The following is a 16,352-nucleotide window of genomic DNA, read 5'->3' as shown; positions in this document are numbered from 1 at the left end:
GGCAACCTACGGTTTTTTCGCTATTGCGCAGGGAAAATATAATAACGAACGGGCAGTCGATGCGGGTTTTGCGGATTCTTGTGGTGATTTTGGCTGGGCTGGCGCTGACCGCCTGCTCATCGAAATTCAAAACCTATCACGGACCAGAGATCACCTCGGTGCAGGTGCAGAAGGCCAATCGCAAGATGTATCTGCTGCACAACAGCAAGGTCATCAAGGCCTATGACATCGGTTTAGGCGGTGTTCCGGTCGGCGCGAAGGAATATGAGGGTGATCTCAAAACCCCCGAGGGCATCTATTACATCACCCATCGCAACCCGGATTCGCGCTACCATCTGTCGCTTGGCATCAGCTATCCCAACACTGAAGACCGCGCCCATGCCGCGTTGCTGGGCAAACCTCCGGGTGGAGATATCATGATCCACGGTGGGCCGCCGCGCAAAGCCAATGGCAAGCCGCGCAAGGTGTCCAGCCCGGATTGGACGGCGGGCTGCATCGCCGTGACGGATGAAGAAGTTGAACGAATTTACGCGATGATCAATCCGGGTACGCCGATTGTGATCCTACCCTAAGACATAAAAGGGGGCCGCACTGGCCCCCGTTTTCGTCTGCGTCGGCTATGAGTTCGCTTGGATCAGCCACCCAATACCAGCGTCCACCATATCTTACCGGATTCCTCTTGGAACCAAGCAAAGCCAATTTCGCGCGCTTTGGGATTCAGGATGACATCGCGGGTATCGGCTTCGCCCATCCAAGCGGATAGGGTTTCCAGCTCGGTTTGATAGGTCTCGGAAATCGTCTCGCCCAAGAACTGACCGGTGTAGCCGACGCGTTGCACCCGCAGCAGCGGCGACGAGCCGTCCGAACCAAAATGCCACGGCCGATTCTGCACCGACATATCGCGGGAGTGGGTGAGGGCGGCAGCGTTCAGAGCGGCATTATAGGCAAGCGATTGCACCCCTTTGGCGGTGCGCAATGCGTTCACCGAATCAAGCAAACGGAACGGGATCTTTTCAGCCTCGGCCGCCGTGATGCGATAGACTCGCGGCAACGCTGCGCCAGTGGCGTCCACCGGAGGGGCCGAACTCATAGCGCAGGAGGCGAGGAGTAACGTTGCGCTGCCCGCGACAAGGGCTGTTCGTCTGTTCATCTGCTTACACCCTATTCGGACCGCCTGTGGCCCTTTGTTTGCCTGTGCTTAGCGAAGTCCGTCCCCGGTTTCAAATCCAACCCATAGAAATTGTGTCAAACTTGGCGTCAGATCGCCTACTAACGCGTCTTTGATTTGCGGCGGGGCCGCCAAAGCGGTAAAAGCCGTCGCAGAGCAGATGAAAAATGGAGAAGCCGTATGGCCGCCGCACCCCGCAATACGCTGAACCGCCGCCTGTTTCTGGGCGGTGCCGCGACGGTTTTGACCGCCGCAGCCCTTCCCGCCGCAGCACAGCAGGCCGGCACAACCGAGATGGATAAGCCGCTGACGGGTCCGATCCGCAACAATATCTCGGGTTTTCGGATGCTGGACTGGCGCGATTACTTCGACAATACCCGCAACGGTGTCATCGTCGCCGATCTCGAATCACGTGCGCTGCATTACTGGTCGGAAGATCAAGCTGTCTATCGGCTTTACCCCAGCTCGGTGCCATTGAACGAAGAACTGACTCGGCGCGGCCACACCAGCGTGATTCAGAAGGTGGTCAATCCGACGTGGATTCCGACCGCAGGCGAGTTGGAGCGGAACCCGGATTGGCCGAAAGTCGTGCCCGGTGGGTCGCCCGAAAATCCGCTGGGGGTGCGCGCGCTGTACCTCGACTGGCCTGCCTATCGCATCCACGGCACGCATGACACCCGCAAGATCGGGCGGCGGTCGTCGAACGGCTGTGTTGGGCTGTATAACGAGCATATTCTGGAACTGTTTGCCTTGGCTAAGGTCGGCACTCAGGTTGTGTTCATCTAACAATTCGGCGCTGGTTTGATGGCCGCAGAACTGCCGTGTCAGGCGGTTTTGCGGGCCTACGTTGCCTTTGAAACCAAAGTGTTTTCGGTTCTGCCGCGCATTTCTGCGAACCCCTCTGCAAGGTGTTGCTAAATTGACGACAACCTGACGCGCTTTGGGCCTGATTTTGGTGCGACGTTGCAATTTCGATGAGAGCCGGGTTAGAGAGCAGATACGAGGAATATTCTTGGGTGCGTGCCGTCGCCTCTGCGAATTTGGCGGTATGCAGAAAACTGGAGATAGACATGAAAAAAATCGCTCTCGCTGCCGCTTTGTCGGTTGCTGCTACCACCGCTTTCGCTGGCGGCGTTGTTGAACCCGTAATGGAACCGGAAGTTGTCAAAGCGGCAACCACGTCGTCCTCGGGCGGCATCCTGATCCCGCTGCTGCTGCTCGTTATTGTGGCTGCTGCAGTTTCGTCCAACTAATCCTTGGATCGAATTTGGAAAGGGCGGCAGAGCAATCTGCCGTCCTTTTCTATTTTACGGGCTGAATCGAGGAAGCTCTGTTGTAGCCGACACTAATTTTAGAATTTCAAGCTAAACATGCACATTCACTAAGAACTGATTGATTGCTAAGGCGTTCGTCGCTAAATTTTCCGCACGGATGCACAGGTTTTATCTGGCCACGCAAAGCGCCGCGGTTATGTAGCCAAGGTGTTGTGATCAGGATCGGCGGCGCAACCGTGTGGTGCCTTTCGCAGGTGGTTTTTTTGAGGATGATCTGGTCGCGCAAACCCGCGCGGATTTGACGTTTATTGGAGATACCCATGAAGAAGATTGCTTTTGCTGCCGCTTTGTCGCTGGCAACAACCTCTGCTTTTGCAGGCGGTGTTGTCGAACCGGTGATGGAGCCGGAGGTTGTTGCGGCGCAAACCGCATCCTCGTCGGGCGGGGTCATTATCCCGCTGTTGCTGCTGGTGCTGGTCATCGCAGCGGTGGCGTCGAGCGGTGGCGGCGGTAGCGACCCGGTTGAAGTGGTTGCCACAGGCGGCTGATCGGGCAGAAAGCCCTGCCTCACACGGCAGGGCTGAGGCGCTAGATCCATCCGGCGAGGTTTTCCTCGATCACCTGCACCAGTGCGTTGATGTGGGCAGCTTCGTCGTTGAGGCATGGGATATAGGTGAACACCTCACCGCCCGCGTGTTCGAAAGACTCGCGGATTTCGCCGTTGATTTCTTCCAGTGTCTCGATGCAATCGGCTGAGAATGCCGGAGCCATGACCGCGATGCGTTTTTTGCCCTGCTTGGCCAGTTCGGCGACATGCTTGACGGTATAGGGTTTCAGCCATTCCTCGCGGCCAAACACTGACTGGAAGGTCACATCAATGGTGCCCTTGTCCCAACCCAACCGCTCACGCAGCAACCGCGTGGTTTTGGCGCATTGGCAGTGGTAGGGATCGCCCTGCATCAGATAGCGGATCGGCATGCCGTGGTAGGACGTGACCAGCACGTCGGGCTTGTGATCTAGGCGCGCATAGGCGCGTTCTACTGATTGCGCGAGGGCCTCGATATAGGCGGGGTGGTCGAAGTATTCCGGCACGGTGCGGGCGGCAGGCTGGCGTTTTTCTTTCATCAAAGCCGCGAAGAACGCGTCGTTGGCGGTGGCCGAGGTGGCACCAGCGTAATGTGGATAGAGCGGGAAGAACAAAATCTTCTCGCATCCCGCCGCGACCATGGCTTTGACCTTCGACTCGGTAGATGGGTTGCCATAGCGCATCGCGAAATCAAGCATAATGCTGTCGCCATGCTTGGCAGCAATAGCGGAGGCAATTGCCGCAGTCTGCGCTTTGGTGATCGTCAGCAGTGGGCTTTCGTTTTTCTCGTGGTTCCAGATCAGCTTGTAATTCGCCCCTGATGTGAAGGGCCGCTTGGTCAGGATGATCAGTTGCAAAAGTGGCTGCCACTTCCAATCTGGGATATCGACGACGCGCTTGTCAGACAGAAACTCTGACAAGTACCGCCGCATCGACCAATAGTCATAGCCATCCGGCGTGCCGAGATTGGCCAGCAGAATGCCGATCTTGGCCTGTTTCACCGGGGGGTGATCAGCGGGGGCAGCGGCGAGGCGTCCGGTTCCGGGGGCGATATCAGTCATGTTGGCTCCTAAAGCTGACCCCGAGATAACGCGGCGGGCTGCCACGTCAACCGTTCTTGACTGCGGCCTTTAGCGCGTCTTCCAGCCGGGCTGTGGCTGATCCGGGCCGCAGCGGTTTTTGCTGGGCTTCATGCGGCGCCCATCCGGTCAGGCAGATCACCTCAAACGTCGCCGGGATCAGGCCTTCGGATGTGGCAAAGGTTTCAGTGTAAATCTGCGCCGCACGAGTCATCACCGCGCGACGGGTCGGATGTTTCAACCGCGCGGCCAAGGCATTGCCCTCGCCCATCGCCCGCAGATCGGCCATCAGATGAAAGGCGTCGCGATAGAGCACGGTCTTGGTGAAGCTGTCGGCCACGGGCAGCGCAAAGCCCGCGCGTTGCAACAAGCCACCAAGGTCACGAATCTCGCCCATCGGCAGCACGCGGGGGGAAATCCCGCCTGTGGTTTCCGCCTCCGCCTGCGCCAGACAGGCGCGGAGTTCATGTAGGGTTTGGCCACCAAACAGCAAGCCCAAGAACAAACCATCCGGGCGCAGGGCGCGGCGGCATTGCACCAACTGCCCGACCGGATCATTTGCCCAATGCAGGGTGAGGGCGTTGATCACGAGATCCTGCGCCTCGATTTGCAGGTTTAGCGTCTCGTCATCGGCAATCGACGGAAAATCTGACCACAAATGCGGAAAAGCGGTCACCACGAGCGGATTTATAAACGACCTATTAACTTCGCTCAGGCGATCCTGCACTTCAGCGACCGCTTCTTCTTGCAGGAAGAAGGCGCTCGCACGGGCACGGTGCAGGGCAAGAGCTTTGCGGTCGGTCAGGGTTGGCGTCATGGGGCGCGACCATAGGGGGAAGGCATGGGATTGCAAGCCGCGCTGCATCTGATCTACCCGCCGCAGTGTCTGACCTGCGATGCGCGGGTGACAACCGATTTCGGCCTGTGTGGGGCCTGCTGGCGCGAGACGCCGTTCATCACCGGGCTGGTTTGCGATCACTGCGGCGTGCCTTTGCCGGGCGAGGAGACCGGCAAGCCCGAGCATTGCGATGACTGCCTGACCATCGCGCGACCGTGGTCGCAGGGGCGGGCGGCCATGCTGTACAAGGACAACGCGCGCAGGATCGTGTTGGCGCTGAAGCATGGCGACAGACTGGATCTGGCGCGGCCTGCGTCGCAATGGCTGCATCGAGTGGCGGAGCCGATGATCAAACCTGGGATGATCGTGGCTCCGATCCCGCTGCATTGGCTGCGACTGATCAAACGGCGCTACAATCAGGCGGCTTTGCTGTCGACGGCGGTGGCGAAGCTGGCGAGCCTCGATCATTGCCCCGATCTGCTGATTCGCCGTCGTCATACTGGCAGCCAAGAGGGCCGCAGCCGCGATGGCCGCTTTGCCAATATGGCGGAGGCTTTGGCGCTGCATCCGCGCCGTGCGAACCGGGTAGAGGGGCGGCATGTGCTGCTGATCGACGATGTGATGACCTCGGGCGCGACTTTTGCCGCCGCTGCCGAGGCGTGTATTGCAGGCGGTGCAATAGGGATTTCTGTTCTGGCCCTAGCCCGCGTTGCGAAGGATGCCTAAATCCTTATAGTCACTTCTGACTCTAAGGATTTGCTGATGAAAACCGTTGAGATTTATACCACCCAGACCTGCCCCTACTGCATCGCGGCCAAGGGCTTGCTGAAGAAAAAAGGTGTGGCTTACAAGGAAATCGACGTGGGTTCTGACCCCAGCTTGCGCCAAGCGATGACTGAACGCGCCGGACGCCGCTCGGTGCCGCAGATTTTCATTGGCGGTGCCCATGTTGGCGGCTGCGATGATCTGCACGCGCTGGACCACGCCGGCAAACTTGATCCGTTGTTGGCCTGATGCGCGCGGGGTTGGTACAGTTGACGGTTGGCGATGATCCGATTGCCAATCTGGCGGTGACGCAGGCGCATATCGCGGCGGCGGGGGACGGTGGTGCGGAATTTGTGCTGACCCCGGAGTGTACCAACCTTTTGTCCTCCAGCCGCACGCATCAACGCGCTGTGATGCGGCATGAGGATCAGGATGAAACCCTCGCCGCTTTGCGTGATCAGGCGGCTAAGGCAGGGATTTGGCTGCTGATCGGGTCTTTGGGCGTGCTGACCCACGATGCAGATGGCCGCTTTGCCAATCGGTCGTTTCTGATCGCACCCACAGGCGAGATCGTAGCGCGCTACGACAAAATCCACATGTTCGACGTGAATGTGTCGGAGACTGAGGTCTACCGCGAATCAGCAGGCTATCGTCCCGGCACCATGGCCGTTCTGGCCGAGACACCCTTCGCCAAAATCGGCATGACCGTCTGCTACGACGTGCGCTTCCCGCATCTCTATCGCCGTCTTGCGCAGGCGGGCGCGCAGATCATCACGGTTCCGGCGGCGTTCAACCACATCACTGGCGCTGCGCATTGGCATACGCTGCTGCGGGCGCGGGCGATTGAAACCGGATGCTTCGTGCTGGCCCCGGCGCAGAGCGGCTTTCATCCCGAGACTGACGGCAAGGGCCGCAACACCTACGGCCATTCCCTTGCGATTGCCCCTTGGGGTGAGGTTTTGGCCGATGCTGGCACCGAGCCCGGTGTCACTTTTGTTGACCTCGACCTTGATGCGGTAACCAAAGCCCGTGCCCGCGTCCCCTCTCTCAGCCATGATCGGGAGTTTACCGGGCCATGATCGACCCGCGCACCGACGAGATTGCCGTGGCACTGTTTGGCGAGCTGTTCATGGCGGATCAACTGGCGCGCAACCGCATCTCGAAGGCGCTACCGAAGGGCATGCAGTTGTCGCATTTCTCGGTGCTGAACCACTTGGCCCGGCTGAACGAGGAACGCACCCCGGCGCAACTGGCCCGTGCGTTTCACGTCACCCGCGGTGCTATGACCAACACCCTCGCTAAACTGGAATGGGCGGGTCATATCCATATCCGCCCCGATTGGGACGATGCGCGGCAGAAATTTGTCGCCATCAGCCCGTCGGGAAGGTCAGCCCGCGATACCGCCGTGGCCTCGGTTTCACCGCTGATTGCCGATGTCGTCAACGCATTGGGAGCCGATAAGGTCCGTGCAGTGTTACCCGTATTGCGCGAATTGCGTGTGCGGTTAGAAGGCGAAGACTGATGCGGTTGCGCCTTCTGCCCCCCAACGTCAACGCAGCGATCCTGCGCTATTATCGCCGCACCGAACAGGCCGAGTTGGACCTGATCGCGGCGGGCGTGGCCTTTTATGCCTTCCTCGCGATCTTCCCCGCTGCCGCCGCGATCATCGCGATTTGGGGATTTATTTCCAATCCTTCGGTGATCCGCGATGAAATCGAACTGCTGCGCGGCTTTCTCCCGCATGACGCCTATTCGCTGATCTTCGGTCAGGTTGAGGCTTTGCTGGCCGTGCCAGCCGGCAATCTCGGCCTGACCACATTGCTGTCCACCGCTCTGGCGTTGTGGTCGGCGCGGGCCGGGGTCGCGGCGCTGATCCGAGGCCTGAACGCCATTCACCACCTGCCGAACCGCTCTGGCCATTGGCACCAGCTGCGCGCGATCGTGTTGACCTTTGTGCTGGTCGGGCTGGTGCTGGCGGCGCTGGTGATGGCGGTCGTCCTGCCGGTGCTGATCGCCTACCTGCCCAGTGCCGTCCCCAGCTCGATGCTGGCCGATTCCAACCTGCTGCTGGGCATCGTGGCCGCCGTGCTGGCCGTGGGTCTAGCCTACCGCTTGGGTCCAAACTACACCAGCACCAAGCCGCCGCTGTTGTCGTGGGGCCTGCTGGTGGCGGTGATCCTGTGGGTGTTGGCGACGCGCGGCTTCACTTTGTATCTGGCGAATTTCGCGTCTTACAACCGGGTTTACGGCTCCATCGGTGCCGTGGTGGTGCTGCTGATGTGGCTCTACGTTAGCGCCTATGCGGTGCTTTTGGGAGCAGCGGTGGATGCCGAACGCAACCGCAACCGCCGCCCGTTTCAGTAGTCTTTTTCCAGCACGATGCCCAAGCCAGTATCGCCATCTGAGCCTGACTTCGCCCGCAGCGTCACAGATTTGCTGACATCCAAGTTCAGGTTAATCTCAGACTGGCCATTCTGATCCACCGTGACTTCGGAATAGACGTTCTTGGTGAGATACTTCCCCGCCGTTACCGCAGCCCCACCCGCCGCATCGGTTTTCACATCGAGATTGTCCAATCCGAAGCCCTCGCGCAGTTTTGAGACAATGCCCTGTCCGCCGCGCCCGGCCAAAGTCGCCACGGCATTGGCCAGTTGCAGCGCTTGAAACGCCGAGAGGTTCTCTAGGCCCTGCCCGAACAGCAGCTGAGCCAAGACTTCTTCCTGCGGCAGTTCAGGGGTGGAGGTGAAGGTCACCACCGGATCGGTCGCGGGGCCGTCGATCGTCACGCCGCTGGTGATGCCGTCGTTTTGCGTATCGGCAACGATATGGATATAGGGCACCAGGTCGCCTTGCATCTGCAACACCGCCTCAGAGAGAACGAGGCGCTTGCCCAAAAGCTCCAACCGCCCGCGGATCAGCTCGAACGCGCCCGAGGGCACCACGGCATCGGTGCTGCCCAGCAGGCGCAATTCGCCGCCCATCTCAACATCCAAACCCCGACCCCGGATGAACAGGCTGGGGGCCGACACGGTGATGTCCAAGCCATAGCCCAGTCCGCTGCCGCCTGCGCCGCCGTTTTTGCCGGTGGCAATCAGCCCTGCCCGTGCGCGTGTGGCGCGCACTGGTTTCGGCTCATTCTTATGCTCCAGCCCCGGCAAACCGCCCGCACCGCCAAATCCCGTCGATGGCACACGCAGCTCGGTTTCAGTCAATCCGATCCGGCCTGCGATTAGCGCGCCGCCCATCAGGGGGCCTTTGAGCGTGACAGCGCCGCTCAGCGTGGTTTGATAAAGATCAGGATCGCGCAACGTCACCTGCCGCACATTCACCGCCAGATCGCCCGCGTAGGGTGCGCTCAGGCCTGCGGTGCCGTTCACCGTCAAACTGCCGCCTGAAGAAACATTCGTCGTCACATCAATCGCAGCCTGCCCCCGCACGAGATTGGCGCGGGCGGCGATGTCCTGCAAGGCAAAGCCCAAGCTGGGGTCGGCCAGACGCCCACCCGACAGCGTCACCGGGCCAGACAAAGACTGCAGCCCCAGCGTGCCGTTCAGCCGCAGATCAAAACCCACCTGCCCGGAAATCGCCCTTGGTTGGATGAAGGCATTGGCCAGCGCCGCCTGCGCGGTACCCTTGATCGCCAGATCCCCCGAGCCGAACCCCGGTGCGATTTTGCCCTTCACCGTCGCATCAATCTGCCCCGGCCCTTTGCCCACCAGATCCAGCGTCAGGCCTGAGGCATCCTGCACCGCCGTGCCTGTCACTGATAAAGCGCCCGGAAACTCGGGCACGATCAGCGCAAGGTTCTTCAGCCGCGCCGTCAGATCAACCGTCTGCTTGTCGCCGGTCACACTGCCCGAGGCTTGCGCCTCCAGTTGCGAGTTAGACAGCGTGGCGCTGTCGACTTGGATCACGCTATCTTTCATCGACAGTACCAACCCCACGACAGAGTTGCCCGCCAACAGCTTATCCGCCTGCGGATTGCCAATCGACAAGCCGCGGCCATTGGCATCAAACGTCAGCTTGCCCGCCGCCAATGTCCCGGTCAGATGCGCTTCTCCGCCAAGCGCGCCGCGATACTGTCCGCCCAAACTGCCCAAATCGCGGAACAGCAGATTGGCTGTGATGTCGCTGCCCGTGCTCGCCAAGCTGCCTGCGGCTTTCATCTTCAACGACGATGCCTGCACCGTCAGATCGCGGAGCGTGGTGCCCTCGGTACTGCGCAGCACTGAGGCCGTCACAGTGGCCTGCCCACGCAACAGATTATCCAACTCGGCCTGACCAACCTGCATATCGGTGCCCGTGGCACTGCCCGTCAGATCGAAAGCCCCGGTGATCGGGCTGCCATTGCCACTGACCGAAACCTCTGCCGCGCCCGCCAGATTGCGATCTACCAAGCCCGACAGCCGCGACAGATCTTCCATCTTGGCGCTGGCTTTGCCGGTGATTGCAAAAGCGTCGCCCAGCCCTTCGATCTTACCATTCAGCAGCGCGGAATAATCCTCTCCGGTCAGGTTCATCCGTTGCACGGTGACGCTGCCATCGCCCTCGCGCCAATAGGCCGAGGCATCGCCCCAGACCACCGAGCCCAGTGCGCGGCCAAGGTTTAGATCGGTCGGCTCTAGCCCTTCGGCGGTATACTTGAAATTGCCGCCCACCTGCCGTTTGCCTGCAAGCCGCGCGATCCGGCCAGAACCGGAAAGACTAAGGCTGCTGGTGCGAAAATCGGCTGTGTCATAGCCCCGAATAGCGATGTTGGCGTTCCAACCTTCATCCTGCGTGGCATCATAGCCCAAAGCGATATCAGCCGAGTTAACCTTGACCGGAAGCCTGGTCGTCAGCGGCAACACCACCGGGCTGCCATCCGGCGCTGCGATCTTTCCGGTCAGGTTGAACTTCTGCGGCAAGCCATCCGAGGCCAACGACAGCGAGCCTTGCAGCGCCAGCGCTTTGGCCTTCACCGTCAGGCTGTCCAGCGCCAAACGGCCATCCGGCCAGCGTTGGCCCGCCGTAGTCAAGCTGACCGAATTGCCAAAAAACTCGGCATAAGACGGCAGGAACAACGGGGCCAAATCGCCCGCCAGATTGGTCGAAAACGCCGTGGCGCCATCTTTTTGACCCGTCAGGGTGATCTTGCCCGCCAACCGATCGACGCCATCGGTGGTCAGCGCGACATCGGCGGCGAAATCGGAAACCGGGCCTGCCCCCTTTACAGTCAGCGCCACCGAAGGCGCGCCGGGCAGCCGCAACTTGACCGAAGCAATGCCGCCAGCCGCTTCTTTCGCCGCCAGATCAATCGACACCTGCTGCGTGGCGTTGACGTAAGATGCGGTCAGCGAGACTTTGCCCGCCGGCCCCGCATCGGTGCGTTCCAGCACCAGACTGCCCTTGCCCTCGCCGCCGGACAAAGACATCGAGGCTTCCAGCGTCGCCTCCAGCCCGGTGCCCAGCACACTTGGCCCCAATACGATATGCTTGGCCGAAATCTGGTCAATCTCAACCGAAACCGGAAGTTCGGGCAGCGCGAAGGTCCCCGCTTCGGGCGATGGCGCGCCTGATCCGGCCACTGGCAGGCGATCCAGCACGATCTCTCCGGCGGTCAGCTCATTCACCACCACTTCGCCCGACAACAGCGCAGATCGGCTCCAGTCCAGTTTCACATCGCGCAGGGTCAGCCAGATGCCGTTATCGTCGGCAATGGTCAATTCGGTCAGGCTGGCTTGCGACGACAAAGCGCCCGCAAAGCCCGTCACCACCACCTTGCGGCCAGCACCCGACAGACTGTCTTCCAGAAACGCGGTTAGGTAATCGCGATCATCGGTTTGCGCGTGGCCGCTCAGCGGCATCAAAGCCAGACAGCTGGCAAGGAATAATTTCCGCATCAGAACGCCTGCCCCAAACCAACGTAAATCTGCACCCCGTCGCCAGTATTGCCGCCCACCGGCCCCGCCACATCCAACCGGATCGGCCCCACCGGAGTCGCATAGCGCACACCGACGCCCGCGCCTGCGTGCCAATCCCCGGAATCGCTGAAGAACTCACTGGCGTCGATCCGGCCGATATCGACAAAACCCACCACGCCGATGGAATCGGTCACCTTCATCCGCGCCTCAAATGAGCCGCCGATAAAGGTCTTGCCGCCGGTCTGGAACGTCCCGCCCAGGCCGTCACTTAACACATTCACGCCCAAGGATTGGTAGGGCTGCCCGCGCACCGTGCCGCCGCCGCCCGAATAGAACAGGTAATCGCGCGGCGTGCCCGCAAGGTTTGCGCCAAATACTGCGCCCGCCTGCACCCGCCCTGCCAGCACCAGCCGCTTCGCCTCGCCCAAAGCTCGATAGCCACGCAGATCAAACGTCGCTCGCACGCCGCTGTCGGTATCGCCAAAGCCTAAGAACGGCTTCACCTCGCCCGTGACATAGAAGTTCCGCGTCGCATCGGTTTTGCTGTCACGCCGATCCCAGATCACACTGATCGGCAACGACACAGCGCGGTAAGTGGACTCCCCAATCGGATCGGTGATGCGGGCGTAGTCATACGACAGCCCCGCTTTTCCCGACAGTTGTTCTGTCACCACCTGGCTGAGCGTCACGGTCGCGCTGAACAAATCGGCGTCGTAATCGGCCTCGTTCATCCTGCCATAGCTAAAGGCTACACCCGCCGTGGTATCCGGGCTAAAGGTGGCCGGACGCTCCAACGAGACGCCGAGCATATAATCTGCCCCACCCACTGCCGATCCAATATTGGTGACATCGCCGCTGATCTTCAGCCGCTCACCGCCGCCAAACAGGTTGCGATGCAGCCAAGCTGCGTTCAGCGTCAACCCGTCATTGCTGCTGATCTCCGCCCCAAAAGTATAGCGGCGCTTCTTTTCTTCCACCAAAGTCGCTGTAATCCCCAGCAAATCCGGCGAGGTGATGAAATCATCCTCGGTCAGCGTCACCGATTTGAACACGCCGGTACGGCGCAGACGCGCCGCCGCCCGGTCCACTTCAGCAGGGCTAAAAGCCTCGCCCTCCGGCAGGCCTGCAATCGCGCGCACCCGCGCCAGCCGCATCCGGTCTGCGCCTTTGATTGTTAGCCGCCCAAAGCGCAGGGCGGGCCCCGGATCAAGCACCACATCCGCCGCCAATTTAGCGCTGGCGTGGTCCGCTGTCAGCTTTTGGCTGGCCACCTCCGCCTTGGCATAAGAGCGGTCGCGCCAGCCGTTCACGCCCGCCGTCACCGCTTCCAGGATCACGCCACTTTCGGCGGTCTTGCCTACGGCAAAGCCCTCGGGCAGTTCGGTGCGTTTGGCCAAGGGAGCTATCCGCGCCTGACTGAAAGCAAATTCCGGCCCCGGCTCCACCACCACCTTGATCGCCGAGATCGCCCCCGGCGCGTCCAAAGGGGCAATACTGGCGGCCTCGACGCCATCGACATAAACGTGGATCACCGCAGAATAATACCCACGCGCATAAAGCGCGTTCAGCAAGCTGGCATATTCCGCCCGCGCATCAGTGAAAATATCCTGCGCCAGCGTGTTGCCAGCCTTTTCCGAGGCCAACAGAATCGAAGCCGCGCGCAGCTCTTCCTCCAACGCTTTCGGCGCGTCTGGCACAGTAAACTCAAGCCGATCAAGTGCTTGCCCGGCTGTGCCCGCGACCAGACACAGCATCAATGCCCCCGCGACGATGCGCGACGTTTTCTTGACCTGAACACTATACATGGATACTCCGCCTCAACTTATCCACACTATGCCGTGATCAGCCGCAAAGGGCAACGCCGCCGCCCATCACGATTTCTACGCATCGGCGGTTCGCCGCGCCCTTGACGCAAGCGCAGTTTGCGCCGAACTGTTAGCGCAAACCAAACAGAGGGCTCGCCATGTATACCGCTGCCGAAAACCGCTATGAGTCTATGCCCTACCGCCGCTGTGGCAACTCCGGCCTGAAACTGCCCGCGATTTCTTTTGGGCTGTGGCACAACTTTGGCGATGACACGCCGCACGCGACCAAACGCGCGATGTGTCAAACCGCTTTTGATCTGGGCATCACGCATTTTGATCTGGCCAACAACTACGGCCCGCCGCCCGGTTCCGCTGAAACCGCCTTCGGCGAGATCCTGAAATCTGATTTCAAACCCTACCGGGATGAGATGATCATCTCATCCAAGGCTGGCTATGACATGTGGGGCGGTCCTTACGGCGAATGGGGCTCGCGCAAATATCTTATCGCGTCGTGTGACCAATCGCTGAAGCGGATGGGGCTGGATTACGTCGATATCTTCTATTCGCACCGCTTTGATCCAGAAACACCGCTTGAAGAAACCATGATGGCACTGGATCACATCGTCCGTTCCGGTCGCGCGCTCTATGTCGGGATTTCCAGCTATAACACCCAGCGCACCCGCGAAGCCCATGCCATTCTGAAAGAATTGGGCACCCCCTGCCTGATCCATCAGCCAAGCTATAACATCCTCAACCGCTGGGTCGAAACCGATGGGCTGAAAGACGCGCTCAGCGAGCTTGGCATGGGGTCGATCGCCTTCGTGCCGCTGGCGCAGGGTTTGCTCACCAACAAATACCTCAACGGCATTCCCGCAGGCAGCCGCGCCGCGCAGGACAAGTCTTTGCACCCTTCCGTGGTGGAAAAGGCAATTGAATCGGTGAAAAAGCTGAACGAGATGGCGCAGGCGCGTGGTCAGACCCTTGCGCAGATGGCGATTGCTTGGGTGCTGCGTGGCGGCGGCATCACCTCGGCGTTGATCGGTGCCTCCAAACCTTCGCAGATCGTCGATTGCGTCGGGGCGATCAACAACCTTGATTTCACGCCAGCAGAACTTGCTACCATCGACGCAATTTCCGAAGAGAAATCCATCAACCTCTGGGCGAAATCCTCTGAGTGATCTGAGGGTTTGAAAACACAGGCGGGCCGGGGTCAACTAGCATCTCGGCCTGAAGAACACAGACCAACACGCGCACCACAACATGCCGAATTCGGGAAGCTCCCGTGCAGGGGTCTTCCATTCTGCAACATAACCTTAGGCAGAGAATTTAGAAAGTGGTGCCGCTGAAGAGACTCGAACTCCCGACCCCATCATTACGAATGACGTGCTCTACCAGCTGAGCTACAGCGGCACTTTCTGGTGGCTTCTCCTAGGTCGCGGCCAAAACGAAGTCAACCCCCGCCACGCCGTTCAATTTGCACTCCGCGCCACGGCGGCAAGGTCGATGATCTCGGGCTTTGCCACCACATCTGGCACCACAGCCGCCACAACTACGGGTGCGCTGACCAGCAGCGGCAACAACTCCGCCCCGGTCACACTGGGTCCGTTCACCTCGACCGGCTCACGCCAGCTGAGCGTGTCAAAGCCGCCGCAATTCTCACAGATCGGCTGCCACAGGCTGTGGATCGCCTGGCATTTATCGCAGCACCATTGCGGCCCGCGTGGGGCTGTCAGCGCCTTCGACAACCAGCCGCGCACCACCGCGTCATCGCTGCCTTCGCCACGTTCTATCGCCGCCATAATAGCCAAGGCGCGTTGTGTCGGATGCCGGGTGATCAGATCGCCCAGCGCGCGGCGCGCTGCGGGGAATTCCTCGGCGGTGATGTTCAACTCGGCGAGCAGCAGGCGCGTTTCGTCGCTGTCAGGGTGGATCGCCGTCAGCGCGCGGAAGCGTTTCAGGCGTTGCTGCGGCACTTCGTCGGGTTCAATCTCGGCAAAGGCGGCGGCAATCTCCGGATGCGGCAGCATCTCCCACGCCTTTTTCAGCACACGGGTGGCGGATTTCTTGTCACCCTTGTCGATCAATCCGCGCCCGGCCATCACCGCCGCCGGAATCAGATCGGGCGACTTCCTGTTAGCCTCAATCGCAGCTTCGCGCGCCTCGACCGTCGCGGTTTCATCCATCACCCCGCGCGCCTCTTGCAAGGCCAGCACGGCATCCCGCCGACGATATACGTCCTTCGGCAACGCCCCGCCCTTCAGCTTGGCTCCCAAAGTCACCCGCGCGCCCTTCCAATCGGCTTTCTCCGATTGCAGCTTCAGCAAAATATCCTGCGTCTCGGCGTGCTTCGGTTTTAGCGCAAACGCCTTCTCGGCCAAAGCCAGCGCGGTGTCGGTGTCGCCTTCCGCCAGCTTTTGCTTCATCAGCCCGCGAATCCCGACAAAGCGCGAGGAATCACTGGCCAGCAGGGTCTTATAGGCCTCGGTCGCGCGCTTGGTATCGCCCGCAGCCTCCGCCGCCTGCGCCACCAGCAACGTGGTCAATTCCGGTCGTTCCAGAAACTTCGCCGCCCGCTGCGCCCGCATCAGCGCCAAGCGCCCCTCGCCTGCGGCCAGCGCCATCAGCCCATCGTTCAGCGCCTGATAACCTTTGCGTTCGCGATTGCGGTCGAAATAGCGCGAGATCGCGGTTTCATCGCCATTCAGAAAGCGCAGAGTTGCGACAATGAAACCCACCAGCTTCATCAACCCCCATAGGGCCACCACCAAGAGCAGCAGCAGGATCGCGGTCTGCAATGGGCCAAGCGTAAACTCCCAGCCGCCCATCGAAATCCGCACGCCGTCGTCGCTGTGCAGCAGCATATCCGCGCCGTAGGTCAGACCCGCAATCGCGGCGATGAACAGCAGAACCTTGATCAGTGACCAGATCATCGCG

Annotated in this window: 16 protein-coding genes and 1 tRNA gene; 10 read left to right on the top strand and 7 right to left on the bottom strand. The window is 60.6% G+C overall.

The features are described from left to right. Positions 1 to 59 precede the first annotated feature (59 nt). On the top strand, positions 60 to 572 hold the full coding sequence (locus AKV04_RS12805; protein ID WP_054006796.1) for a L,D-transpeptidase family protein: 513 nt from the start codon (positions 60 to 62) through the stop codon (positions 570 to 572). A 62-nt stretch (positions 573 to 634) separates the two neighbouring features. Here AKV04_RS12805 and dalA read toward each other — a convergent pair whose 3' ends face one another. Continuing rightward, positions 635 to 1,150 (bottom strand): divisome-associated lipoprotein DalA, encoded by a 516-nt coding sequence (dalA, locus tag AKV04_RS12800; protein WP_082351625.1) that lies wholly within the window; start codon positions 1,148 to 1,150, stop codon positions 635 to 637. A gap of 198 nt (positions 1,151 to 1,348) precedes the next feature. Between dalA and AKV04_RS12795 the strand changes: the two genes are divergently transcribed. The 3 genes from AKV04_RS12795 (at position 1,349) to AKV04_RS12785 (ending at position 2,990) form a co-directional block, all read left to right on the top strand. After that, complete coding sequence (locus AKV04_RS12795) at positions 1,349 to 1,954, top strand: L,D-transpeptidase (RefSeq protein ID WP_054006794.1); 606 nt, start codon at positions 1,349 to 1,351, stop codon at positions 1,952 to 1,954. A 284-nt stretch (positions 1,955 to 2,238) separates the two neighbouring features. Further along, positions 2,239 to 2,421, top strand: coding sequence for a hypothetical protein (locus tag AKV04_RS12790; RefSeq protein ID WP_054006793.1), 183 nt, complete (start codon positions 2,239 to 2,241; stop codon positions 2,419 to 2,421). 341 nt (positions 2,422 to 2,762) lie between these two features. Then, the gene (locus AKV04_RS12785) at positions 2,763 to 2,990 is read left to right on the top strand and encodes a hypothetical protein (RefSeq protein ID WP_054006792.1); all 228 of its coding nucleotides are present in this window, start codon (positions 2,763 to 2,765) and stop codon (positions 2,988 to 2,990) included. Between the two features lie 40 nt (positions 2,991 to 3,030). Here AKV04_RS12785 and hemH read toward each other — a convergent pair whose 3' ends face one another. After that, complete coding sequence (hemH, locus tag AKV04_RS12780) at positions 3,031 to 4,089, bottom strand: ferrochelatase (protein WP_054006791.1); 1,059 nt, start codon at positions 4,087 to 4,089, stop codon at positions 3,031 to 3,033. A gap of 46 nt (positions 4,090 to 4,135) precedes the next feature. Then, positions 4,136 to 4,924, bottom strand: a complete 789-nt coding sequence (locus AKV04_RS12775; RefSeq protein ID WP_054006790.1) for a methyltransferase domain-containing protein — start codon at positions 4,922 to 4,924, stop codon at positions 4,136 to 4,138. A 24-nt stretch (positions 4,925 to 4,948) separates the two neighbouring features. Between AKV04_RS12775 and AKV04_RS12770 the strand changes: the two genes are divergently transcribed. From AKV04_RS12770 to AKV04_RS12750, 5 genes are read left to right on the top strand one after another with little or no spacing between them, the layout of a single operon-like run. Further along, complete coding sequence (locus tag AKV04_RS12770; RefSeq protein ID WP_054006789.1) at positions 4,949 to 5,671, top strand: double zinc ribbon domain-containing protein; 723 nt, start codon at positions 4,949 to 4,951, stop codon at positions 5,669 to 5,671. A gap of 36 nt (positions 5,672 to 5,707) precedes the next feature. Then, positions 5,708 to 5,959: a glutaredoxin 3 gene (gene grxC, locus AKV04_RS12765; RefSeq protein ID WP_054006848.1), complete on the top strand. Its 252-nt coding sequence runs from the start codon at positions 5,708 to 5,710 to the stop codon at positions 5,957 to 5,959. Next, a complete protein-coding gene (locus tag AKV04_RS12760; RefSeq protein WP_054006788.1) occupies positions 5,959 to 6,789 on the top strand; it encodes a carbon-nitrogen hydrolase family protein in 831 nt (276 codons plus the stop codon). The genes grxC and AKV04_RS12760 overlap by 1 nt, the downstream gene beginning before the upstream one ends. After that, complete coding sequence (locus tag AKV04_RS12755; protein WP_156317520.1) at positions 6,789 to 7,232, top strand: MarR family winged helix-turn-helix transcriptional regulator; 444 nt, start codon at positions 6,789 to 6,791, stop codon at positions 7,230 to 7,232. The genes AKV04_RS12760 and AKV04_RS12755 overlap by 1 nt, the downstream gene beginning before the upstream one ends. Next, positions 7,232 to 8,074: a YihY/virulence factor BrkB family protein gene (locus AKV04_RS12750; RefSeq protein WP_054006786.1), complete on the top strand. Its 843-nt coding sequence runs from the start codon at positions 7,232 to 7,234 to the stop codon at positions 8,072 to 8,074. The genes AKV04_RS12755 and AKV04_RS12750 overlap by 1 nt, the downstream gene beginning before the upstream one ends. Here the strand turns inward: AKV04_RS12750 and AKV04_RS12745 are convergent. Together AKV04_RS12745 and AKV04_RS12740 are read right to left on the bottom strand one after the other, a co-directional pair. Next, positions 8,068 to 11,592 (bottom strand): translocation/assembly module TamB domain-containing protein, encoded by a 3,525-nt coding sequence (locus AKV04_RS12745; protein WP_054006785.1) that lies wholly within the window; start codon positions 11,590 to 11,592, stop codon positions 8,068 to 8,070. The genes AKV04_RS12750 and AKV04_RS12745 overlap by 7 nt on opposite strands. Beyond that, positions 11,592 to 13,418: an autotransporter assembly complex protein TamA gene (locus AKV04_RS12740; protein WP_054006784.1), complete on the bottom strand. Its 1,827-nt coding sequence runs from the start codon at positions 13,416 to 13,418 to the stop codon at positions 11,592 to 11,594. The genes AKV04_RS12745 and AKV04_RS12740 overlap by 1 nt, the downstream gene beginning before the upstream one ends. A gap of 158 nt (positions 13,419 to 13,576) precedes the next feature. Between AKV04_RS12740 and mgrA the strand changes: the two genes are divergently transcribed. Next, positions 13,577 to 14,596 (top strand): L-glyceraldehyde 3-phosphate reductase, encoded by a 1,020-nt coding sequence (gene mgrA / locus AKV04_RS12735; protein WP_054006783.1) that lies wholly within the window; start codon positions 13,577 to 13,579, stop codon positions 14,594 to 14,596. Between the two features lie 156 nt (positions 14,597 to 14,752). Here mgrA and AKV04_RS12730 read toward each other — a convergent pair. Both AKV04_RS12730 and AKV04_RS12725 read right to left on the bottom strand, forming a co-directional pair. After that, positions 14,753 to 14,828: transfer RNA gene (locus tag AKV04_RS12730), tRNA-Thr, on the bottom strand. A gap of 59 nt (positions 14,829 to 14,887) precedes the next feature. Beyond that, positions 14,888 to 16,348, bottom strand: a complete 1,461-nt coding sequence (locus tag AKV04_RS12725) for a heme biosynthesis protein HemY (protein ID WP_054006782.1) — start codon at positions 16,346 to 16,348, stop codon at positions 14,888 to 14,890. Between the last annotated feature and the right edge of the window lie 4 nt (positions 16,349 to 16,352).

Origin of the sequence: Cypionkella psychrotolerans (assembly GCF_001294535.1) — a bacterium.
GTDB classification, from domain to species: domain Bacteria; phylum Pseudomonadota; class Alphaproteobacteria; order Rhodobacterales; family Rhodobacteraceae; genus Cypionkella; species Cypionkella psychrotolerans.
This window is presented reverse-complemented; position numbering and strand designations above follow the sequence as displayed.